The following is a 20,686-nucleotide window of genomic DNA, read 5'->3' on the forward strand; positions in this document are numbered from 1 at the left end:
TTATTTCTACCACGGAACAAATGCCCGCCTACTATGGGCGAACGGGAGGAGGCGCAATGCTCACCGAGAGCGAAGCCGCCGTGGCCCGCGCCGTGCTGACCCACGGCCCCCTCTCGCGCACCGCCCTCGCCGCGCGCCTGCACCTGTCGCCGCCGAGCCTCACCCGCCTGACCCGCCCCCTGGTGGACGCCGGCATCCTGATCGAACTCGACGACGAGGTCGACGGTTCGGTCGGGCGCCCCTCGCGGCCGCTCGACATCTCGCCCACGGCCGGGACGTTCGTCGGCATCAAGCTCACCGGCGACCACCTCTACCTCGTCGCGACCGACATCCGGGCCGAGGTGCGCGAGCGCTCCGACCGTCCCCTGTCGGGTTCGACGCCGGGGGCCGTGATCGGCGACATCGCCGCCGCGGTCGATGCCCTCGGGCTGAGCGATGTGCGCGGGATCGGGGTGAGCCTCGGCGGCGCCGTGCGCGACGGGGTCGCCGTCGACGCCCCCTTCCTCGGCTGGCGCGACGTCGCCCTCGCCGATGCGCTCGCGGCGCGCCTCGACGTGCCGGTCGCTCTCGAGAACGACGTCGTCGCCCTTGCCGAGGCCGAGCGCTGGTTCGGGGTGGGCCGCAACCTTCCGGGCTTCGCGATCGTGACCGTCGGCGCGGGAGTGGGCTTCGGCCTCGTGATCGACGGGCGCACCGTGCGCACCCCCGATGCCGGGGTCGGCACCGTCGGCCACCTCCCGCTCGTCGCCGACGGGCCCGCCTGCCCCGAGGGGCATCGCGGCTGCGCCGCCGCCCTGCTGACCACGACCGCCATCTCGGCTCAGGTCTCCGACGCCCTCGGCCGACAGGTCGGGTACCACGAGGTTCTCTCGCTCGCCCGCGCCGGCGATCCCGCCGCCCGGAGGGTGATGGAGGCCGCGGGCGACGCCCTCGGAACCCTGTGCGCCCTCGCCGCCAACCTCTCCCTGCAGTCCGACATCGTGCTCGCCGGAGAGGGCGTCGAGGCGTTCGACCTGGTGCGCTATCGAGTCGAGGCGTCTCTCGCGCGCGGCCGCGAGCGCTCGGCATCCGCCGTCTCGATACACCCCGACCGCTCCGGCTTCTCCGCCTGGGCGCGGGGAGCCGCGGCGGTGGCGATCCAGGCCGCGATGGGCCGCATCTCGCTCAGCGACTGACTCGCGCACGCCGACGACCCCGCCCCTCGAGGGAACGGGGCCGTCGAACGGGTGTCAGAGGGCGGGTGCGACGATCGCGCTCGCTCCGGCGGGCACCGTCAGCGTGGTGCCGTCGAGCACGACGCCCTCGGCGGTGGCCAGCAGCACACGAGCACCGGATGCCGCGGAGGCCGACGCCGCGGCATCCGACAGGTTCACGACGACGAGGAGGTCGCCGCGACGCAGTTCGTACACGCGCCCGCCCTCGGCCTCGCGAGCGGCAGCCGACAGGCCCTCGCGCGAGGGGTCGGTGAGCTCGGGGCGCTCGCGACGGATCTTCGCGAGCTCGCGGTACAGACCGAGCAGCTGCGCGTGGTCGCCCTCGCCCGCCTCGTCCCAGTCGAGCTTCGAGTTCTCGAAGGTCGAGGGGTCCTGCGGGTCGGGCACGGTCGACTCGTCCCAGCCCATCTTTGCGAACTCGGCGATGCGCCCCTCGGCGGTGGCCTTTCCGAGCTCGGGCTCGGGGTGCGAGGTGAAGAACTGCCACGGGGTGGTGGCGCCCCACTCCTCGCCCATGAACAGCATCGGCGTGCCGGGAGCCGTCAGCGTGAGCACGGCGGCCGCGGCGAGGCGGTCGTAGTCGAGCGTCTGCGAGAGGCGGTCGCCCGCGGCGCGGTTTCCGATCTGGTCGTGATCCTGCGCGAAGGTCACCAGGCGCCAGTTCGGCACGTCGGCGGGGATGGGCTTGCCGTGCTTCTCTTCGCGGAAGGTCGAGTAGGTGCCGTCGTGGAAGAAGCCGCCCTCGCTCACCTTGCGGAACGCGTCGAGGTCGGCGAAGTCCTCGTAGTACCCGATCGCCTCTCCGGTCAGGGCGACGTGGGCGGTGTGGTGCCAGTCGTCCGACCACTGCGCGGTGAGTCCGTAGCCGCCGGCCTCGCGCGGGAGGATCAGCTTCGGGTCGTTCATGTCGCTCTCGGCGATGGTCGTGAGCGGGATGCCGCGGTGCGCCGACAGGGCGTCGGTGCGCTCGGCGATCTCCTGCAGCACGTGCGGGTCGCGGTGGTCGAGCAGCGCGTGCACGGCATCGAGGCGCAGACCGTCGACGTGGTAGTCGCTCATCCACATCAGCGCGTTCTCGACGATGTAGGCGCGCACGGCGTCTTCGTCGAGGTTGACCGAGTCGCCCCAGGTGTTGCGGCTGCCCTCGCGGAGGTACTCGCCGAAGAGGGGCAGGTAGTTGCCCGAGGGCCCGAGGTGGTTGTAGACGACGTCCTGGATCACGGCGAGACCCGCGGCATGGGCGGCGTCGACGAAGCGCTGGTAGGCCTCCGGCCCGCCGTAGGCCTCGTGCACGGTGTACCAGAGCACCCCGTCGTAGCCCCAGTTCCACGTGCCGTTGAAGCCGTTCACCGGCAGCAGCTCGACGTGGGTCACGCCCAGGTCGACGAGATGGTCGAGGCGGCCGATCGCGGCATCCAGGGTCCCCTCGGGGGTGAAGGTGCCGAGGTGCAGCTCGTAGATCAGCCCGCCCGCGAGCTGCTTGCCCGTCCACGCGGCGTCGTTCCACGCGTAGACCGAGGGGTCGAACCACGCCGACGCCTCGTGCACGCCGCCGGGCTGACGCCGCGACCGCGGGTCGGGACGCAAGTCGTCGCCGTCGCCGAGCACGAAGCCGTACCGCTCCCCGTCGGCCAGGTCGACCGGAGCGGTCCACCACCCGCCGGCATCCGCCGACATCTCCACGTCTTCGACGACGGTGTCGCCGCTGTCGTCGAGACGGCGCAGCCGCACTCGCTCGGCCTTGGGGGCCCAGACGTCGATGCTCATGGTTGTGTCCTTCGCGCGTGAGATGGTCGTCGCGCGACGGGGCGGAAACCCCGCCGCGCGCAGGTCAGGAGATCAGCAGGGCGACCGGGTAGGTCGCGAGCAGATCGCCGAGGCGGGTCGGACCGCCCTGGTACTGCTTGCCGGTGAGCACGTCGATGACCAGCGTGTCGGGCAGCAGCAGCACGGTGTCGCGCCAGCCGCCCGCGGTGCGCAGGCCGTGCGGCAGACGCGTCGCGACCGCGAACACCCCGCCGCGATCGAACGCGACGACGTGATCGGATGCCACGCCCGCGGCCTCCAGAGGACGGTACACGTCCAGCGGCACGTCGTTCCGCACCCGGAGCGCGCGCGAGGTCACGAGCAGCTTCGCGGCGCCGGTCCCGTCGATGGGCGGACGCACGGCATCCGTCCCGTCGATCGAGGCGAGCAGGCGCCGACGCTCGGCGAAGTCCACCGCCCGACGGTTGTCGGGGTCGACCAGCGACTGCTCCCACAGCTCCGAGCCCTGGTACACGTCGGGGACGCCCGGGCCCATGATCTGCAGCAGCTTTGCCGACAGGCCGTTCGACCAGCCGTCGGCCGAGATCTCGTCGACGAACGCGCGCACGCGCTCGGCCGCCGGACCGGTGGCCGCATCGACCAGCGCGTGCATGCGCTCTTCGAAGGCCTCGTCCTGCTCCCACCAGCCGGTGACCTCCGACGCCTCGCGCGCGGCCTTCTCGGCGTAGGCGTGCAGGCGTTCGCGGTAGTCCTTCAGACCTTCGGGAGTGGATGCCGATGCCGGCCACGCCCCGACGATGGCCTGCCACAGCAGGGCGTCGAAGGGACCGTGCCCGGTCGAGGCGATACCGCGGAACTCCTCGAGTCGCGCGGCCCACCGCTCGGGCATCTCGGCGAGCACGGCGATGCGCGCACGCGTGTCTTCGCCGCGCTTGGTGTCGTGCGTCGAGAGCGTCGTCATCGCGGTCGGCCACGACGCGTGGCGCAGCGCCTGCGCGGTGTGGAAGCCGTGCACGTCGAGCGCGAACTGGCCCGGGTCGCCGCCCACCTCGGTGAGCGAGCCCAGCCGCGTGTAGCGGTAGAACGCCGTGTCTTCGACGCCCTTCGCCATCACGGGTCCGGTCGTCTGCTGGAAGCGCCACGCGATCTCGAGGTCGGTGTCGGCGAGGGCCGGCACGAGCTTCTCGATCACGTCGTCGAGTTCGGGGCGGCGGATCTCGGCCTCGCCCGCGGCGGCGTCGAGGTGCGCACGCCCCGCCGGGAGGTACGAGCGGTAGACGGGGAAGCACGCGAGGATCTCGGCGAGGGCGTCCTGCAGCACCTCGGCCTCGAACTCCTCGCGCAGCTCGGCGGGGAGGCCCCGGACGATACGGCGGATCTCCGACACCTGGATGGAGTCGGCGATCTTGCGCTTGGTGTCGTGGATGAGGTCGTGCCACCCGGTCAGGGCGGGCAGGTCGCTCTCGGTGCGCAGGCGCGCATCCAGGGCGTCGAGGGGCACCTCACCCGCGGGGTCGGTGAGCACGCGGTCGATCTCGGCGAGCGCGTCGTATCCGGTCGTGCCGGCGGTCTTCCACCACGAGGGCAGGGCTTCGCCGTGCTCGAGGATCTTCTCGCCGAGCACGTAACCGACCTCGTCGTCGCTCGCCTCTCGCAGGGCGGCCGAGAGGCGGTCGAGGTACCCACCCGGGTCGACGAGACCGTCGGGGTGATCCACCCGCAGGCCGTCGGCGAGACCCTCGCGCACCCAGCGCAGGATCTCGGCGTGGGTCGCCTCGAACACCTCCGGCAGCTCGACCCGCACGCCCGCGAGGGTCGTCACGGCGAAGAAGCGGCGGTAATTGAGGTCGGCCGCTTCGTCCTGCCAGAAGCGCAGCTCGAAGTTCTGCGCGTCGAGCAGAGCCTCGATCGCGTCGCGCGAGCCCGAGGCCGCGGCATCCGTCCCCGTTCCCGGAGCCACCGGGAAGGCGTGGTCGTAGTAGCGGATCAGCCCGTCGGGGGCGTCGTCGGCCGGCGTCGGGTCGTACGAGATCTCGTCGATGACCTCGGCGAGATCGGCACCCAGGATCGGCACGCGCACCTTGCCCGCGCCGAACTCCCAGTCGATGTCGAAGGCGGGGGCGTGGGCCGAGGCCCGTCCCTGGCGCAGCACGTCCCACCACCACGAATTGCTCCGCGGCTCCGAGACCCCCATGTGGTTGGGCACGATGTCGATCAGGATGCCGAGATCTTTCGCGCGCGCCGCCTGCACGAAGCGCGAGAGTCCCTCGGCGCCGCCGCGGGCGGGGTCGACGCGCGTGACGTCGACGACGTCGTAGCCGTGGTCGGACCCGGGTGTGGCCTCGAGGATCGGCGAGAGGTACGCCCACGAGACCCCGAGGTCACGGAGATAGTCCGTGACCTCGGTGGCGTCGTCGAGGGTGAACGATTCGCGGATCTGCAGGCGATACGTCGAAAGCGGATGCCGCATCTCGGTCACAGCTCCGGCTTGGGCGCCTGCCCGGGCAGGTCGTCGGTGCCGAGCGTCTGGATCTGCGCCGTGAGCGAGGCCGCGACCGAGTGGTCGATCTCGGGCTCGGGCAGGTGGTGCTCGCGGAGCACCATCAGCGACTTCGGCTCCAGCGGCAACGTCTCGCCGGGGTTGAGCGGCTCGGTGTTGGCGCGCTCGCCCGCGGTGTCGACGTACGCGTCCCACTTGGGGGCGTACTCGAAGTCGGGCAGCTGGAAGTCGACCTTGTCGTCGCCCGCGTTGAACAGCACGAGGAAGTGGTCGTCGCTGATCGATTCGCCGCGGCGGTCGCGCTCGCGGATGCCCTGGCCGTTGAGGAAGACCCCCACCGCCAGGCCGAAGCCGTTGTCCCAGTCCTCGGGCTGCATGAGCGAGCCGTCGGGTCGCAGCCACACCACGTCGGGCACCGGAGCGCCCTCCTCCATCTTCACGGGGCGACCGTCGAAGAACCGGCTGCGGCGGAAGGTCGGGTGCTGCTTGCGCAGTCGCGCGAGCGCGGCGGTGAACTCGATCAGCGGGGTGTCGATGTTCGACCAGTCCACCCAGGTGATCTCGTTGTCCTGCGCGTAGCCGTTGTTGTTGCCGCCCTGCGTGCGACCGAGTTCGTCGCCGTGCAGCAGCATCGGAACACCCTGGCTGAGCAGCAGCGTCGCGATGAAGTTGCGCTGCTGCTGCGCGCGACGCTTGAGCACCTCGGGGTCGTCGGTGGGACCTTCGACGCCCATGTTGCTCGAGCGGTTGTGCGATTCACCGTCGTTGTTGTCTTCGCCGTTGGCCTCGTTGTGCTTCTCGTTGTACGACACGAGGTCGCGCAGGGTGAAGCCGTCGTGGGCGGTGACGAAGTTGATGGATGCCACGGGGAAGCGGCCCGAGTGCTCGTACAGGTCGGCCGACCCGGTCAGGCGCGAGGCGAACTCGCCGAGAGCCTGCGGCTCACCGCGCCAGAAGTCGCGGACGGTGTCGCGGTACTTGCCGTTCCACTCGGTCCACTGGGGCGGGAAGTTGCCGACCTGGTAGCCGCCGGGGCCCACGTCCCACGGTTCGGCGATCAGCTTGACCTGCGAGACGATCGGGTCCTGCTGCACGAGTTCGAAGAAGGCCGCGAGACGATCGACCTCGTAGAACTCGCGGGCGAGGGTCGAGGCGAGGTCGAAGCGGAAGCCGTCGACGTGCATCTCGAGCACCCAGTAGCGCAGCGAGTCCATGATCAGCTGCAGCGTGTGGGGGTTGCCCACGTTCAAGCTGTTGCCGGTGCCGGTGTAGTCCGTGTAGTAGCGCTTGTCGTCGTCTTCGAGGCGGTAGTACGCCTCGTTGTCGATGCCGCGCATCGACAACGTCGGGCCCATGTGGTTGCCCTCGGCGGTGTGGTTGTAGACCACGTCGAGGATGACCTCGATGCCGGCGGCGTGCAGGGCCTTGACCATGGCCTTGAACTCCTGCACCTGCTGACCGTGGTCGCCGGTGGAGGAGTAGGTGTTCTGCGGGGCGAGGAACGCGATGGTGTTGTAGCCCCAGTAGTTCGACAGCCCCTTCTCCTCGAGAGTGGAGTCGTTGACGAACTGGTGCACCGGCATGAGCTCGATCGCCGTGATGCCGAGCTTCTTGAGGTGCTCGATGACGGCCGGGTGGGCGATGCCGGCGTAGGTGCCGCGCAGCTCCTCGGGCACGTCGGGGTGCAACTGGGTGAGGCCGCGCACGTGCGCCTCGTAGATGAAGGACTCGGCGTAGGGGATCTTCGGCTGGCGGTCGCCCGACCAGTCGAAGAAGGGGTTGATGACGACGCCCTTCATCATGTGGGCGGCGGAGTCCTCGTCGTTGAACGAGTCGGGGTCGCCGAACTCGTAGCTGAAGACCGCCTGACCCCAGTCGACCTGACCCTCGACGGCCTTGGCGTAGGGGTCGAGCAGCAGCTTCGCGGGGTTGAAGCGCTTGCCGTTGGCGGGGTCGTACTCTCCGTGCACGCGGTAGCCGTAGCGCTGCCCGGGCAGGATGTTGGGGAGGTAGGCGTGCCAGACGAACGCGTCGACGTCGATCAGCTCGACGCACGTCTCCGTTCCGTCTTCATCGAAGAGGCAGAGCTCTACCTTTTCCGCTCCTTCACTGAACAGGGCGAAGTTCGTCCCATTACCGTCGTAAGTGGCCCCGAGGGGATAACTGGATCCTGGCCATACCTGCTGCACGTCGCTCACGATAGACCAGCGTCGTTTCCGCGAACCTGCGTGGTCACGGCAGTTGACACCCACCCCACCCCCGACTATGCGCGCGGGCCTCTATGCCCTCTCGGGCGGATGCCGCAGCAGCTCGATGCGCTCGTCGAGGTAGCGGTCGAGGGGCATGTACCCACCCGCGGCGCTCCACCGGACGAGCACTTCCTCCCCCCGGAGCGCGAGCGGTGCGGTGCGCTCCCCCAGCGCCGACAGGTCCACCGGCTCCCATGCGATGTGGATCGTATCCCCCTCGGGCACGCCTCCTCGCGCTGCCGCGGCCGAGAGCTCCGCGCGACGCCGCTGCGACTCCGCGGCGAATCCGCGGCGCACCTCGGCGCGCGAGCGCACGATGTCACCGGTGCTCAGCACCTCGTCGTCGGTGAGCAGCAGCGCCCCGAGGTGCCACGCCGTCCCCCGCGGGACGATGCGCGCGGCCCGCGGGATGCCGAGCAGACGGCGCCCCTCCTGCAGTTCGCCCAGGCGCTCGCGCGGGGCGTCGGCCAGCCGCGTCCGCGCTCCGGCGAGGATCCCCTCCACGGCGGCGTTCATCCGCGCTCTCCTTCTTCGCGGGCGGCGCGGGCCTTCTCGAGCGTGCGAAGGCTCGACGCCACCGCCGCAGCGGCATCCGCTTTCTCCTTCTCGCGCTCGTCGAGCTCGTGGGCGGCGGCGTCGGCCTCCGCCTCGGCGCGCTCGAGATCGGCGCGGAGCCCGTCGACGCGCTCGCGCAGCCGGTCCGTCCGTTCCTGCGCCGAGACGCGTCGGCGCTCCGCCGCGGTCTGCTCGCGTTCGGCGGCGGCGTGCGCGCGCTCGGCCTCGCGCTCGGCGCGTTCGGCGGCCTTGCGCTCCCGCCGTGCGGCGAGGTCGTCGCGCGGCGCCGGCGCCGGAACCGCCTCGGGGACCGACCCCGCGACGGCCGCCGCCAGCTCTCCCCCGCCGAGATCGGCGAGGTCGATCGGAGCGACGAGACGCCCCGTGAGCACGGCCGCCGCCACCGACGCGTCGACCACCGCGGCGTTGATCGTCTTCTGCACGGCATCCGCCACCGACACGCTGAGGGGTGTTCCGGCCTCGGCCGCGAGCTCTCCGGCCCGTCGCGCGAGCGCGGCCACCAGCTGCCGGCGTTGACGCCCCAGCCGAGACAGCTCGGCGGCGTCGAGGTCGTCCTGCGCCTCGTGCAGGGCCCGCGACAGCTCGACGGCCTCGCCGAGCTGTCCGTCGCGCACGAGCAGGTTGACGGCCCAGGCCGCCACCGTGGGCTTGCGCAGCTTCGCGATGCGTCGGCCCACCGCCCCCGACTCCGCCGCGGCACGTTCGTTGCGCGCCGCGGTGAAGTGCGCCGGCGGCAGCGCGAGCAGCTCTGCGGCGACCTCGTCGAGGCGGGCGGCGTCGTCGCTCATCCCTCCATTGTGACCACCGCGACCCGAACGGGCCACTCGATGCCCTCAGAGGGAGACGACTCCCGGACGCGGTCCCCGGATCTCGCGGTGGAGGCGCTCCATGCGGTGATCGAGTTCGGCGGCGATGTCGGCGGCGTCCTTCAGCTCGTCGAGGAGGTCGGAGGGGACGAGCCGGTCGTACTTGTAATAGATCTTGTGCTCGAGACTCGCCCAGAAGTCCATCGCGATCGTGCGGAACTGCACCTCGACGGGCACGTCCACTCTCCCGGTCGACAGGAACACGGGCACCTCGACGATCACGTGCAGACTCTTGTATCCGTTCGCCTTTGGCTGGGCGATGTAGTCCTTCACGTCGCGGACGGTGATGTCGTCCTGCTGGGTGAGCAGATCGGAGAGCCGGTACGCGTCGTCGATGAAGCTGCACGTGACGCGGATGCCGGCGATGTCGGTGATCGTCGACCTGATCGACGCGAAATCGGTGTCGATGCCCTTGCGGCGCACCTTGTCGACGAGGCTGTCCGGCGACTTCACCCGGCTCGAGACGTGCTCGATCGGGTTGTACGCGTGCATCTCCTGGAACTCTTCGCGCAGGATCGAGATCTTCGTCTCGACCTCGGCGAGCCCGAAGCGGTACTCCATGAGGAACCGCTGGAACTCGTCGCGCATCGCGCGCAGCGCGGCTCCCGAAACGGTGATCTGCTGATCGTCCAGCGGGTCAGACATGGTCCGACCGTAACCAGCACCGCTACGAGGTCGCTGGGAGCCTCAGGTTCGCGGCGGCGCGGGAGCTCGCGGAACGAGCTCGCCGTCGACGACATCGATCGCGGTGAGACCGTCGAAGACGTCGGGAAGATCGTCGTCGTGGCCATCCGCAGGTTCTGGGTGCCAAGGATTCGGGGGAGATGTCACGGCGCCCTCCTTCCGTGAATACCTCTCACGATGACACGCCCGGGGTGCACGACCCCCGCCCTTGACACTCGCCGACGCCCCGCGTACCCACGGGCGTCCTGGCGTATCGTGGCCGCATGGGGACCATTCACTACGGCGGCAGCGGCACGATCGTCCACATCGAAGACCGCGCCCTCGCGCACCTCAAGGTCGTGATCTCCACCAAGCTGCGCCGCGGAGAGAGCTTCACGCTCTCGTGGCGTCACCGCGACGACGAGGAACGCGGCCGCAGCACGCTGTGGCTGCACCCGGCGATTCCGCTGCGTTTCGTCTTCGATGACGCCGAGCCGACGATGCTCAGCCGCGAGTGGATCGAGCGCCTGGCCGATTCGGCCAACTCCTCGGGCGGCATCATGCTCGTGCCCGAGGACATCACCCCGGCCGAAGAGGCCGAGAAGCACTGAGGCGGGTCAGCCCTCTTCGACGAGGGCGTCTTCGCTCGGTTCGGGCGTGATCGCCAGACCGTTGGGACCGGATGCCGCGAGCATGAGGTCTTCGACCCAGACGCGGTTGATGCGCGGCTGACGGCTGCCGTAGAAGTGGAACTGGATGGGCACCGACGGGTGCATCCAGAAGCTGCGACGCCCGCTGCCGTCTCCGACCTCGACGTCGAACATGAACGACTCCGACCGGCGCAGCTTGTTCATCACGACGATGCGCAGGTGCGCGAGCGTGCGGTCATCGATGTCGACCGCATTGGCGACGGTGTCGTAGATGAATCTGCCCATGCGCACGAGCCTATCCGAGGAACGCAGATGGGACCGCTTCCGCGGAACGACCGGTCAATGCCACGTCAGCGGACGCGAATCAAGCCCCGCGATCGGCTCGCAGCCTCGCGACTACCGTTGCGGGTGTGGGAACGCTCTACTACGGCGACGTCGCGACGCCGATCGAGATCGAAGACCGCGCTCTCGCGCACGTCAAGGTCGTCATCGCCACCAAGCTCCGCCGCGGTGAGAGCTTCACCCTGTCGTGGACGCACGGACCCGACCAGGAGGTCGGGCGCAGCACCGTGTGGCTGCATCCGTCGATCCCGCTGCGGTTCGTCTTCGACGAACCCGAGCCGGCTCTCCTGAGCCGTTCGTGGATCGAGGCCCTCGCCACCTCGGCCAACTCCTCGGGCGGTCTGATGATCGTGCCCGAGCCCGAGCACCCCGGGTCCTGACTCAGACGAGCGGCGGGCCCAGGATCTCGCGGGCCCCGTCTTCGACGGCGGTCGGCACGACGAGCGGACGACCGGCCGAGAAGGCCTCCCACTCGCGCAGCACGATCGCCTCGATACGGCCGGGATCCTCGTCGGGGTAGTCCGCGCGCAGTCGCCCGAGGACCTCGCGGAACGGAGCGACCAGCACGCCGTCGACCTCGCGGACGACCTCGCTCGAGCGCGCGGAGATCACCGCATCGCGCGCATCGTCGTCCATGTGCTCATGGTTTCACGCGCTCTCACGCCCGCCTAATGCTGCGGGGGAAAGAAGGTCGCCTAGCTACTCGCCTGCTTCGCGATCGACACTCACGGGGCGGCGTCGACCTCGACCGGGTGCGGGTCGACCTGGTCCACGGCATCCTGCAGGCGACCGAGGCACGCGATGACCGCGGCGCTGTCTTCGGGCGACATGTCGACGACGGCCGACATCATGCGGGTGTGCATCGACCCCAGCGTGGCGCGCACCTCGTCGTCGCTCTCGGTCGTGGCCACGATGAAGATGCTGCGGCGATCGGTGGGATGCGGAACGCGCGTGACGTGTCCGGTCTTCTCGAGTCGATCGACGATCGCCGTGGTGGACGCCGTGGAGACGCCGAGGTAGCGGGTGAGCTCGCTCGGCGACACCTGTCGCTTCTGGCCCGCGGCCTTCAGCAGGTAGCGCAGCACGAGCAGCTCGTTCTCGCCCATCGACATCGATTCGCGCGTGCGGCGACGCATCGCCACCTCGGCGGCGCGGTACACACGGAAGGCCTGAAGCACGTCGACCGCTCGACGGCGGCGATCCTCTTCGCTCGCGCCGTACCAGTAGCGCGACGCTTCCGACCCGTTTTCCACCTGGGCATCCTATGTCAGAGCCGCGCGTCCAGCCCCCTGCCCCTGCGGAGCATGGACAGGTAGCATGGCGGATTAGAACAGTCGCCTACTTGATCGGCTTCGAAACCACTAGATCATCGAGACACCCGAGGGGGAGAGATGCGACACACGGCTTCCGCCGACGACGTGGTCCGAGCCCTCAACGACCTCACCGACTCGGGAATCGCTTCGGAGCGAGCGGCGCTGAACTCCCTGGGTATCGGGCCCAACGACGCCAAGGTACTGCGCTTCCTGCTGCAGCGCTCCCCCGACGACGAACCCGTCACCCCTCGCCTGCTCGCCTCGATGCTCGGCATCTCGTCGGCGGCGACCACGGCGCTCATCGACCGCCTCGCCGATGCGGGCTGGGTCGCGCGCGAGCCGTACCCGGGAGACCGTCGGTCGATCGTCGTCCGCGCGACCATCGACGCCTCCTCGCCGGCGCGCCGCGTGCTGTCGGTACGGCGCGCCTCGGCCGTGGCGGCGGCCGGACGCCTCGGCCCCGCCGAACGCCGCGTGGTCGCCGACTTCCTCGACGACATCGCGCGCGGAGAACAGCAGGACATCGACGACATCTCCGCAGACGAAGAAGCGTCCCGCACGACCTGATCAGGTCGCGGGGACGCCTCGTCGTTCAGAGGGTGAAGGTCACTCCGTGGAGCGGCCGGTCTCGCCCTGCAGCCGCTCAATCTGCTCCGACGCCTCGGCCTTCGTGAGGTCGGCGGAGATCTCCTCCCCGGCCTGGCGGGCGAGGGTGTCGAGGTAGCTGGCCTGCGGCGCGGTCATCGGCTCGTCACCGGTGACCCAGTCCGACGGGTCCTTCTCAGCGGGGTTGTCGCCCTCGCGCTGTGCGCCGAGGGTCTCGTGTTCACGGGAAGTATCGCTCATGCAGGAAGGCTAGGCCGCACCTGCGACGTCGGGTCCGGGATTGACAGCGGATGCCGTGGCGTACGGCATCCTGGATCGATGGCCGACTCCTCCTCCCTCGACGTGCAGGTCGAGACGCACCGGCGGGGCGCTGTCCGCACGCGCGTCACGCGCATGTCGACCGGGGCGCGGGAGGGCCGCGCCTTCGTCCTCGTCGCCGGCATCGGCGTGGCCGCGACCTACTTCGAGTTCCTCGCCCCGCTCCTCGCCGAACGCGGAGAGGTGTTCGCTCTCGATCTGCCCGGTTTCGGCGGGGTCCCGGCATCCGGAGAACAGCCCACCGCCGCGTTCTTCGCCGACCAGGTCGAGAGCGTGCTCGATCACTACGACCTCGCCGACCCCGTTCTGCTCGGCCATTCGATGGGGACGCAGGTGGTCACCGAGGTGCTCGCCCGGCGCCCCGACCTCTCGCACGCCGTGCTGGTGAGTCCCGTCGTCGACGAAGCGGAGGCCACCGCCTTCGTCCAGGCCGTGCGGTTCGTGCAGTCGACGGTGCGCGAGTCGCTGCACATCGCCCTCCTGGCCGTCTCGGCCTACCTGCTGTGCGGAGTGCTGTACTTCTTCGAGGCGCTCCCCCACATGCTCCGCTACCGCATCTCGGATCGCGTCGGCGCGGGGCACGCGCGCCTGCTCCTGCTGCGCGGCGAGTTCGATCGCCCGTCGCCGCGGCGGTTGCACTCCCGTCTCGTCGCGCGCGCCCGCAGCGCCCGCCGATGGGAGATCGAAGGCGCCGCGCACTGCGTCGTCAACAGCCACGCGGTCGGCGTCGCACGGTTGGTCTTCCGGCACATCGACGACGATCTGAAACCGAAGGGGCGGATGCCGGCGGCCGAAGCCGCAGTGCCGCCCGCGACGCACGCCGACATCAGCATGGTGCTTGGAGCGGTGGCCAGTCGCCTCGCCGAGTGGATCAGCGCAGCCCGCAAGGACGAGCACGGCGTGGAGCGCGCAAAGGCCCGTCACGCCCGGGTGCTCTGGAGGGCCTACCGCCCGAAGGGGTGAGGGATACCCGCCCCGTCGCGCTGCGGCAACCCCCGCGACGAGATCGGCGCGAGCGCGCAGCATGAAGGGGTGCCGCCTCGCCCCCGCACGCTGTGCCTGTGAACGTTCCCCCCGCCCTCGACCCCCGACGGTGGTGGGCCGACGCGGTGACCGCCGACCGCCTGCTGCTCGCCGCCAAGACAGCCGTCGCCGCCGCTCTCGCGTGGTATCTCGCGCCCTACGTGCCGTGGGCCCAGAGCGAGTACTCGTACTACGCGCCGCTCGGGGTGCTCGTCAGCATGTATCCGACGGTCGCGCGGTCGGCCTCCAGCGGCGTGCAGGCCGTGGTCGGGCTGGGCATCGGCATCGGCCTGGGGCTCACCAGCCTCGCGGTCGTCGGCCTCGGCGTGCCGCGCATCGCCGCCGTCGCCGCCGTCATCCTGATCGGCGTGCTGCTCGCGGGGGTCCGCGCTCTCGGCGTCGGCCGCGACTGGGTGGCCATCGCGGGGCTCTTCGTGCTGCTGCTGGGCGGCGCCGACCCCGACGGCTACTCCGTGTCGTACCTCGTGACCATGGCGTTCGGCGTCGTCGTCGGCGTGATCGTGAACCTCGTCGTCGTCCCGCCGCTGCGCGTGAAGCGCGCCGACGACCGACTCGCCGAACTGCGCGACGCACTCGCCGCGTCGCTGCGGAGCATCGCCGATTCGCTCGCCGGCCGCGCGTTCGACCCCGACGCCGCGGACGAGGCCGCGGCTCGCCTGCGCGGCACGCTCGCCGACGTGCGCGAAGAGGTCGAACTGGCCGATGAGAGCCGCCGCTACAACCCGCGCGGTCGCCGACTGCAGGCGCCGCGCGATCTCGGCCGGCGGCGCCTCAACGCCCTGACGGGGACGGCCGACGCCACGCGGGAGCTCTCCGCCGCCCTCGCCGGGCTCACCAGCGGTCCTTCCGTCGACGCCAAGCTCCCCGCCGACGCGCGCCGCGTCCTCTCCGAGGCGATCACGACGGTGGCGCACCTGGTCGAGACACCGCCCGATCCGACCGGCACGGCCGATCAGCTGTGCGCCGCAGAGGAGGCGCTGACGACCTTCACCGACCGCCTTCGCGCGCTCGAGGCGCACGACGAACCCCTCGACGCCTGGGCCGCGGCCGTGAGCCTTCGCCGCGTGATCGCGGCGTGCGGGCCGTTCTCCGATCCGGATGCCGACACCGGGGCGCACTGACCCCGCTCGCCGCCGCGGGTCAGCGTCGGCCGCACGCCGCGTCGAGGGCGCGGTCGAGGGCGACGGCGGTGGCGCGTCGGGCCGCAGCGGGCGCGGCGGCGAGGAAGCCCCCGACGAAGGTGTCACCCAGGCCGATCGTCGTGGGGTGCGCCGTGTTTACGACGAAGGCCGCCACTCCGGTCGCGCCGAGCTCGCGCTCCGCGGCGGTGACGACCGTCTCGCCGCCGGGGTGTCGGCCCAGGCGCGCGGTGTCGTCGAGGTCGGCGGCCGTGCAGGCGTCACCGAGCCGGAAGCGCGTGGCCGCCGTACACACCGCGCTCTCGAGGCCCGCGCGGTGCGCGGCCGCTGCGGGGCCGACCGCGATCGCCCAGTACCGGGTGTGCACGACCAGGGCCCGTGCGGGGATCAGCGCGTGCGCGTCGGCGAGGGCGGCGCAGACATCGGCCGGGGAGAGCAGGTCGACCGGGCGGGCGAGGTATTCCTGCAGCTCGTCCTCGTTCATCCCGTAGACGTCGATGCGCTCCAGGAGGCGCTCGCGCACGAGCGCCGACAGCTCGCGGCGGTAGAACCCCGCGTCCTCGTAGTAGACGAGGGCCTCGCGCGGAAGGCGCCGCATCGCCGCGACGAGATCGTCGAGCCGCGACGCGAGCAGGGCGGCATCCTGCATCGTGTTGAAGCCCGACACCAGGAACGCCGCCGCGTCGGCGAGGGCGTCACCGAGGCCGGTCGCGATCGCCATCTCGCGGTTCGGGGCGTCGTTCGCGAAGATGATGCGGTTCGACGTCGGCGCCGTCACCGCCCCGTCGACCAGACGCACCGTCGTCGCTTCGGGATATTGCACGATGAGGTGCGGGTCGAGGGTGTCGTGCGTGGCCGACGAGACGATGCTCATCGACGCCGGCAACAGACGCCGCACGTTGTCGTCGATGCTCACGAGATGCTGCACGGTGGGCACGCCGATGCGGTCGAGGGCGATCCCCGCCCGCACCCCGGTGCCACCGAGGGTGATGGTCTTCTCGAAGTGCGCGGCGAAGGTCTCCACGATCTCCGACGACAGCACGAAGCGCTCGCCTCCCCCGCCGGTGGCGAGGAAGGCGAGCACCGTGACGACGAGCGCACGCTCGTCGATGATCGGCGTCGTGGTGGTCAACTCGTCGACACGGATGCCGTAGCTCTCGGCGAGGGCTGAGAGCACGTCGGCATCCCACCGGATCTCGTAGTCGACGGTGCCGCCGAGTCCGAGCACGAGGTCTTCCGCCATGACGTCGATCACCGTCCGATCAGTAGAGGTCGGCCTTGCCGGCGGCGCCGAACAGGTCGATCTTCTCAGCGGCGGTCACCTTCATCGCGGCGATGCACTCGGGCTGGATGGCGTTCGGCTCGCGCAGGCGGCGGTCGGTGCCGAGCACCTCGCGCATGCGGTCGTGGTACGCCACCTTGATGTCGCTGGAGATGTTGATCTTGTTGATGCCGAGCGACACCGCGCGGGCGAGCTCCGCGTCGGGGTTGCTCGATCCGCCGTGCAGCACGAGCGGGATGCCGACGGCGGCCTTGATCTGCTCGAGCAGGTCGTGGCGCAGCTCGGGGTTCTTCTCGGCCGGGTAGAGCCCATGCGAGGTGCCGATGGCGATCGCGAGGCTGTCGACGCCGGTCTGCTCGACGAAGCGCACCGCGTCGTCGACGTTGGTGTAGATGATCTCGGCCGCACCCGACTCGCCGTAGCTGTCGTTCGCGCCGATGGTGCCGAGCTCTCCCTCGACCTGCACGCCGACGGCGTGGGCGGCCTCGACGACCTTGCGGGTGAGCGCCACGTTCTGCTCGAACGGCTCGAGCGAGGCGTCGATCATGACCGAGGTGAAGCCGGCCTTGATCGCGGTGATGATCTGGTCGTACGTTCCGCCGTGGTCCCAGTGGATGGCCACCGGCACGCTCGAGCGGTGCGCGCGGGCGTGCATCGCCGGGATCAGGTCGGTGGTGATGTGCGAGACCTCGTCGGGGTGGATCGCGATGATGACCGGAGCGTTCTTCTCCTCGCTGATGTCCATGATCCCGGTGAACATCGCCCAGTCGCTGATGTTGAAGGCCGGGATGGCGAAACTGTGGGCGTTGGCGACGTCGAGGATGGACTTGCCGGTGTAAAGCACGGATGACTCCTTGTTCGGGGTTGGGTAGGCGGCGGTCAGCTCTTCACCGAGCCGGCCGTGAGGCCGCTGATGAAGAAGCGTTGGAAGAAGAGGAAGAGCAGCAGCACCGGGATCGAGCCGAGGATGCTCATCGCCATGATCTGGTTCCACTCGTACGAGTGCTGGCCCATGAGCAACTGGATGCCGATGGGCACGGTGCGCATGTCGATGGTGCGCGTGAGGGTCAGGGCGAACAGGAACTCGTTCCACGCGATCATGAACGTGTAGATGCCCACCGAGACGATGCCCGGGATCGAGATCGGCACGAGCACGCGCCACAGCGCGGTGAAGGAGCCGGCGCCGTCGACGCGGACCGCTTCGTCGAGCTCCTTCGGAAGGGTGTTGAAGTACCCGGTCATCATGATGATCGCGTAGGGCAGCGTGAAGACCATGTAGGTGAAGATCAGGCCCGGATAGGTGTTGTAGAGGCCGAGCCCGACCATCAGCCCGAAGTACGGGATGAGCAGCGTGATCGGCGGCACCGCCTGGACGCTGACGATGATGACGTTGACGATGCGCTTGCCGCGGAACTCGAAGCGGCTGAACGCGTACGCCGCCTGAATCGCGACGAGGAGCGTCAGGATCGTCACCGCCCCCGCCACGACGTAGCTGTTGATGAAGAAGCGCACCGTCTCGGGGTTGGTGAAGATCGACACGTACGCGTCGAACGAGAAGGTGTCGGTGATCAGGCGCGGCGGGAGCTCGAAGATCTGCGTGTTCGACTTGAACGAGCTCGACAGCATCCACAGCACCGGACCCGCGGCGAACACGGCTCCGATGACGAGGCCGATGAGCACGCCGGTCTGCGCGAGCCGGCGACGCGTCTTCGTGGTGCCGACGCGCTGACGCGGGGCGGTGGTGCCGACGCGCTGACGCGGCGTGGTGGTCGTGGAGGCCATGTCAGTCCCTCGCCTTCTGCTGGCGGACGTAGAGCACCGCGATGATCATCGACATCGCCAGGACCAGCACCGCCGAGGTGGAGGCCATCGAGAAGTCGTATTTCGCGAATGCGAGCTTGTAGGTGAAGGTGCTGAGCATCTCGGTGACGTCGATCGGACCGCCGCCCGTGGTCAGCCAGATGAGCGCGAACTGCTGCGAGGTCCAGATCAGGTCGAGCAGCACGAGGCTGACGATGATCGGTCGCAGCTGCGGGATCGTGACGTTCCAGAACCGCTGGGCGGGGCTCGCCCCGTCGACGGTCGCCGCCTCGTACAGGTCGCTCGGAATGCCCTGGAGGCCGGCGAGCAGGCTGACCATGAAGAACGGGTAGCCGGCCCAGATGTTGATGAACGTGACGGTGCCCAGGGCGAGCTGCGGCGACGAGAGCCATTCGATGTTCGTGTTCAGGAGGAAGTTGACGATGCCGTTGGGGGCGAGCAGCATGCGCCACAGCACCGCGATGACCGCGACGGTGAACAGCCAGGGCAGCACGTACAGCCCGCGGAAGATCGCGCGGGGCACCGCTCCGATCAGGCGGCTGTTGAGCAGCATCGCGAACGACAGACCGAGCACGAGGTGCGCAGCGACGCTGGTGAGGGTGAAGAAGAGGGTGTTGCCGGTGGCCTTCCAGAAGCCCGGGTCCGTCAGGATCGCGACGTAGTTGTCGACGCCGACGAGGTCGGGGCTCTTGTTCAGGATGACGTTGTCCTGGAAGGAGTAGCCCACGACCATCACGATCGGCACGATCATCAGGACGAAGAGCAGGATCAGGGTCGGCGAGAGGAAGACGTACGCCTCGCCGGCCTTGCGGAGCTGGCGGGTGCGGCGCGAGGTAGGTCGTCCGGTGACGATCACCTCGGTGTCGGGGGGAGTGAGGGTGCGCATTGACATGGTGTGCGGCTTTCGATGAGCGGGATGCCGCACCGCCAGGCGGTACGGTGCGGCATCCCGGATCAGGATCGGATCAGAACTCCGACGTCCATTCGTCCTGCGACTTCTTCAGCGCGTCGCTCATGGACTGCTGGCCGTCGAGGGCTGCCTGGAACTGCTCGCCGAACTGGCGCATCAGGTCCTCGGCGACGGGCAGACCGGTGAACTCGTTCGCCGGGTAGCCCTTCTTGTAGATGTCGAAGGCGGTCTTGAACAGCTCGTCGTCTTCGACGAACGTGGGCACGCTCTCGGTGTTGCCCGGGAACGCCTTGGCCATCGTCGACAGCTCGCTGTTGACGTCCTTGCCCATCAGGAACTGCACGAGCTTGAACGCGGCGTCCTTGTGCTCGGAGTTCTCGGCGACGCCGATGCCCCACGAGGCGTAGGGGATGCCGCGCTCGCCGGAGAAGCCGTCCTCGGCGGGGATCGCCGAGATCGAGAACTTCAGGTCGGGGTTGGACTCGCGGATGAGGTTGATGTGCGCGAGCGAGTCGATCATCATGCCCACGCGGCCGTTGGTGAACTCCTCGACCTTGTCCTGCTCCTTCATGGTGAACGAGCCCGGCGCGATGACGCCGTCCTTCCACAGCTGCTGGATGTAGTCGGTCGCCGACGAGACGTCGGAGTTCGTCAGGTCGGGCTTGCCGTCGTCGAGCATCGATCCGCCCGAGGCCCACACCCACGACATGACGTCGTTCTGCACGCCGTTGGGGGCTTCGAGCGAGAGCGGAAGCACCCACCCGGAGACGTCGCCGCCGAGGGCGGTGATCTTCTTCGCGGCGTCGGCGAACTCGGTGCGCGTGGACGGCGGGGCCGAGACGCCCGCCTGCGAGAGCAGGCCGTCGTTCGTGAACATCGGGTAGACGAAGTTGACGACCGGGATCATGTAGGTGCTGCCGTCGACCTTGATCTGGCTGGCGAGCTGGCTCTCGTCGTAGCCGGAGTCGCTCATGAGCTTCGACAGGTCGGCGATCACGCCCTGCTTGGCGAAGTCGCTGACCCACGCGCCGTCGAGACCGACGACGTCGGGCATGGTGCCGGATGCCGCTCCGGCGAAGAGCTGCTCCTTGGTGGAGGCGTAGGGGCCGCTGACCAGGTCGACCTTGATGCCCGGGTTCTCCTTCTCGAACTGGTCCATGAGACCGCGGAATTGCCCGTCGCCCAGTTCGGGCTCCCACCACTGGGCGAATTCGATCGTGACGTCCCCGCCGTCCGCGGGTGCGGCGTTGTTCGACGAGCACCCCGCCATCGCCAGGAGGGTCGTGGCCGCTGCTGCGACACCGACGAGCTTGAAGGCGTTCCGACGCCGGCGCCCGCTGTTGTCCATCGTTTCTCCTCGTTGAGATCTGCTGCATTTCGCGCTGTTCTGCGCGTTCTTGCATCTTTGAGCATGAGTATGCGCGTC

21 protein-coding genes are annotated in these 20,686 nt (G+C 69.6%); 6 read left to right on the forward strand and 15 right to left on the reverse strand.

Annotated features, from left to right (window positions below):
- Positions 1–56 precede the first annotated feature (56 nt).
- On the forward strand, positions 57–1,175 hold the full coding sequence (locus ABXS86_RS08320; RefSeq protein ID WP_353666195.1) for an ROK family transcriptional regulator: 1,119 nt from the start codon (positions 57–59) through the stop codon (positions 1,173–1,175).
- A 54-nt stretch (positions 1,176–1,229) separates the two neighbouring features.
- On the opposite strand, the gene treZ is transcribed toward ABXS86_RS08320, so the two are convergent.
- From treZ to ABXS86_RS08350, 6 genes are all read right to left on the reverse strand, one after another.
- The gene (gene treZ / locus ABXS86_RS08325) at positions 1,230–2,981 is read right to left on the reverse strand and encodes a malto-oligosyltrehalose trehalohydrolase (RefSeq protein WP_353666196.1); all 1,752 of its coding nucleotides are present in this window, start codon (positions 2,979–2,981) and stop codon (positions 1,230–1,232) included.
- A gap of 64 nt (positions 2,982–3,045) precedes the next feature.
- Positions 3,046–5,451 (reverse strand): malto-oligosyltrehalose synthase, encoded by a 2,406-nt coding sequence (treY, locus tag ABXS86_RS08330; RefSeq protein WP_353666235.1) that lies wholly within the window; start codon positions 5,449–5,451, stop codon positions 3,046–3,048.
- Between the two features lie 5 nt (positions 5,452–5,456).
- Entirely contained in the window at positions 5,457–7,679 is a 2,223-nt protein-coding gene (gene glgX / locus ABXS86_RS08335) for a glycogen debranching protein GlgX (protein ID WP_353666197.1), read from the reverse strand.
- Between the two features lie 81 nt (positions 7,680–7,760).
- Positions 7,761–8,246, reverse strand: coding sequence for a glutaminase (locus ABXS86_RS08340; protein ID WP_353666198.1), 486 nt, complete (start codon positions 8,244–8,246; stop codon positions 7,761–7,763).
- Complete coding sequence (locus ABXS86_RS08345) at positions 8,243–9,094, reverse strand: transposase (protein ID WP_353666199.1); 852 nt, start codon at positions 9,092–9,094, stop codon at positions 8,243–8,245. The genes ABXS86_RS08340 and ABXS86_RS08345 overlap by 4 nt, the downstream gene beginning before the upstream one ends.
- Positions 9,095–9,139: 45 nt before the next feature.
- Positions 9,140–9,817: a GTP pyrophosphokinase family protein gene (locus tag ABXS86_RS08350; protein ID WP_144829916.1), complete on the reverse strand. Its 678-nt coding sequence runs from the start codon at positions 9,815–9,817 to the stop codon at positions 9,140–9,142.
- Between the two features lie 302 nt (positions 9,818–10,119).
- Here ABXS86_RS08350 and ABXS86_RS08355 point away from each other — a divergent pair, with 302 nt between their 5' ends.
- Positions 10,120–10,446 carry a hypothetical protein gene (locus ABXS86_RS08355; RefSeq protein ID WP_144829919.1) on the forward strand — a complete coding sequence of 109 codons (327 nt, stop codon included), beginning with the start codon at positions 10,120–10,122 and terminating at the stop codon, positions 10,444–10,446.
- A gap of 6 nt (positions 10,447–10,452) precedes the next feature.
- Here ABXS86_RS08355 and ABXS86_RS08360 read toward each other — a convergent pair whose 3' ends face one another.
- Entirely contained in the window at positions 10,453–10,770 is a 318-nt protein-coding gene (locus ABXS86_RS08360; protein WP_056226105.1) for a hypothetical protein, read from the reverse strand.
- A 125-nt stretch (positions 10,771–10,895) separates the two neighbouring features.
- Between ABXS86_RS08360 and ABXS86_RS08365 the strand changes: the two genes are divergently transcribed.
- Positions 10,896–11,207, forward strand: a complete 312-nt coding sequence (locus ABXS86_RS08365; RefSeq protein ID WP_251506063.1) for a hypothetical protein — start codon at positions 10,896–10,898, stop codon at positions 11,205–11,207.
- Position 11,208: 1 nt separating this feature from the next.
- Here the strand turns inward: ABXS86_RS08365 and ABXS86_RS08370 are convergent, their stop codons facing one another.
- On the reverse strand, positions 11,209–11,463 hold the full coding sequence (locus tag ABXS86_RS08370; protein WP_307208950.1) for a hypothetical protein: 255 nt from the start codon (positions 11,461–11,463) through the stop codon (positions 11,209–11,211).
- An 89-nt stretch (positions 11,464–11,552) separates the two neighbouring features.
- A complete protein-coding gene (locus ABXS86_RS08375) occupies positions 11,553–12,080 on the reverse strand; it encodes a MarR family winged helix-turn-helix transcriptional regulator (protein ID WP_307208948.1) in 528 nt (175 codons plus the stop codon).
- Between the two features lie 138 nt (positions 12,081–12,218).
- Here ABXS86_RS08375 and ABXS86_RS08380 point away from each other — a divergent pair, with 138 nt between their 5' ends.
- Positions 12,219–12,707, forward strand: a complete 489-nt coding sequence (locus ABXS86_RS08380) for a MarR family winged helix-turn-helix transcriptional regulator (RefSeq protein WP_307208946.1) — start codon at positions 12,219–12,221, stop codon at positions 12,705–12,707.
- A 39-nt stretch (positions 12,708–12,746) separates the two neighbouring features.
- Here ABXS86_RS08380 and ABXS86_RS08385 read toward each other — a convergent pair whose 3' ends face one another.
- Positions 12,747–12,986, reverse strand: a complete 240-nt coding sequence (locus ABXS86_RS08385; protein ID WP_144829936.1) for a DUF3072 domain-containing protein — start codon at positions 12,984–12,986, stop codon at positions 12,747–12,749.
- Between the two features lie 78 nt (positions 12,987–13,064).
- On the opposite strand from ABXS86_RS08385, the gene ABXS86_RS08390 reads away from it, so the two are divergent.
- Both ABXS86_RS08390 and ABXS86_RS08395 read left to right on the forward strand, forming a co-directional pair.
- Positions 13,065–14,027 (forward strand): alpha/beta fold hydrolase, encoded by a 963-nt coding sequence (locus ABXS86_RS08390; RefSeq protein ID WP_353666200.1) that lies wholly within the window; start codon positions 13,065–13,067, stop codon positions 14,025–14,027.
- A gap of 98 nt (positions 14,028–14,125) precedes the next feature.
- Positions 14,126–15,229: an aromatic acid exporter family protein gene (locus tag ABXS86_RS08395; protein WP_353666201.1), complete on the forward strand. Its 1,104-nt coding sequence runs from the start codon at positions 14,126–14,128 to the stop codon at positions 15,227–15,229.
- Positions 15,230–15,248: 19 nt separating this feature from the next.
- Here ABXS86_RS08395 and ABXS86_RS08400 read toward each other — a convergent pair whose 3' ends face one another.
- From ABXS86_RS08400 to ABXS86_RS08420, 5 genes are all read right to left on the reverse strand, one after another.
- Positions 15,249–16,502: an ADP-dependent glucokinase/phosphofructokinase gene (locus ABXS86_RS08400; protein ID WP_353666202.1), complete on the reverse strand. Its 1,254-nt coding sequence runs from the start codon at positions 16,500–16,502 to the stop codon at positions 15,249–15,251.
- Between the two features lie 7 nt (positions 16,503–16,509).
- Positions 16,510–17,373 (reverse strand): ketose-bisphosphate aldolase, encoded by an 864-nt coding sequence (locus ABXS86_RS08405; RefSeq protein ID WP_154096228.1) that lies wholly within the window; start codon positions 17,371–17,373, stop codon positions 16,510–16,512.
- 35 nt (positions 17,374–17,408) lie between these two features.
- Positions 17,409–18,311, reverse strand: coding sequence for a carbohydrate ABC transporter permease (locus tag ABXS86_RS08410; RefSeq protein WP_230704124.1), 903 nt, complete (start codon positions 18,309–18,311; stop codon positions 17,409–17,411).
- A 1-nt stretch (position 18,312) separates the two neighbouring features.
- A complete protein-coding gene (locus tag ABXS86_RS08415) occupies positions 18,313–19,242 on the reverse strand; it encodes a carbohydrate ABC transporter permease (RefSeq protein WP_144829949.1) in 930 nt (309 codons plus the stop codon).
- Positions 19,243–19,315: 73 nt separating this feature from the next.
- Positions 19,316–20,608 (reverse strand): ABC transporter substrate-binding protein, encoded by a 1,293-nt coding sequence (locus ABXS86_RS08420; RefSeq protein ID WP_353666203.1) that lies wholly within the window; start codon positions 20,606–20,608, stop codon positions 19,316–19,318.
- Positions 20,609–20,686: the final 78 nt, after the last annotated feature.

Origin of the sequence: Microbacterium sp. che218 (assembly GCF_040436305.1) — a bacterium.
Lineage (GTDB): Bacteria > Actinomycetota > Actinomycetes > Actinomycetales > Microbacteriaceae > Microbacterium > Microbacterium algihabitans.

What these genes read in the sequence shown, in the direction of transcription:
- ABXS86_RS08320 (WP_353666195.1), top strand. Translation starts at nt 57, where the DNA reads ATGCTCACCGAGAGCGAAGCCGCCGTGGCCCGCGCCGTGCTGACCCAC.
- treZ (WP_353666196.1), bottom strand. Translation starts at nt 2,981, where the DNA reads ATGAGCATCGACGTCTGGGCCCCCAAGGCCGAGCGAGTGCGGCTGCGC.
- treY (WP_353666235.1), bottom strand. Translation starts at nt 5,451, where the DNA reads ATGCGGCATCCGCTTTCGACGTATCGCCTGCAGATCCGCGAATCGTTC.
- ABXS86_RS08340 (WP_353666198.1), bottom strand. Translation starts at nt 8,246, where the DNA reads ATGAACGCCGCCGTGGAGGGGATCCTCGCCGGAGCGCGGACGCGGCTG.
- ABXS86_RS08345 (WP_353666199.1), bottom strand. Translation starts at nt 9,094, where the DNA reads ATGAGCGACGACGCCGCCCGCCTCGACGAGGTCGCCGCAGAGCTGCTC.
- ABXS86_RS08350 (WP_144829916.1), bottom strand. Translation starts at nt 9,817, where the DNA reads ATGTCTGACCCGCTGGACGATCAGCAGATCACCGTTTCGGGAGCCGCG.
- ABXS86_RS08355 (WP_144829919.1), top strand. Translation starts at nt 10,120, where the DNA reads ATGGGGACCATTCACTACGGCGGCAGCGGCACGATCGTCCACATCGAA.
- ABXS86_RS08360 (WP_056226105.1), bottom strand. Translation starts at nt 10,770, where the DNA reads ATGGGCAGATTCATCTACGACACCGTCGCCAATGCGGTCGACATCGAT.
- ABXS86_RS08370 (WP_307208950.1), bottom strand. Translation starts at nt 11,463, where the DNA reads ATGGACGACGATGCGCGCGATGCGGTGATCTCCGCGCGCTCGAGCGAG.
- ABXS86_RS08380 (WP_307208946.1), top strand. Translation starts at nt 12,219, where the DNA reads ATGCGACACACGGCTTCCGCCGACGACGTGGTCCGAGCCCTCAACGAC.
- ABXS86_RS08385 (WP_144829936.1), bottom strand. Translation starts at nt 12,986, where the DNA reads ATGAGCGATACTTCCCGTGAACACGAGACCCTCGGCGCACAGCGCGAG.
- ABXS86_RS08390 (WP_353666200.1), top strand. Translation starts at nt 13,065, where the DNA reads ATGGCCGACTCCTCCTCCCTCGACGTGCAGGTCGAGACGCACCGGCGG.
- ABXS86_RS08410 (WP_230704124.1), bottom strand. Translation starts at nt 18,311, where the DNA reads ATGGCCTCCACGACCACCACGCCGCGTCAGCGCGTCGGCACCACCGCC.
- ABXS86_RS08415 (WP_144829949.1), bottom strand. Translation starts at nt 19,242, where the DNA reads ATGTCAATGCGCACCCTCACTCCCCCCGACACCGAGGTGATCGTCACC.
- ABXS86_RS08420 (WP_353666203.1), bottom strand. Translation starts at nt 20,608, where the DNA reads ATGGACAACAGCGGGCGCCGGCGTCGGAACGCCTTCAAGCTCGTCGGT.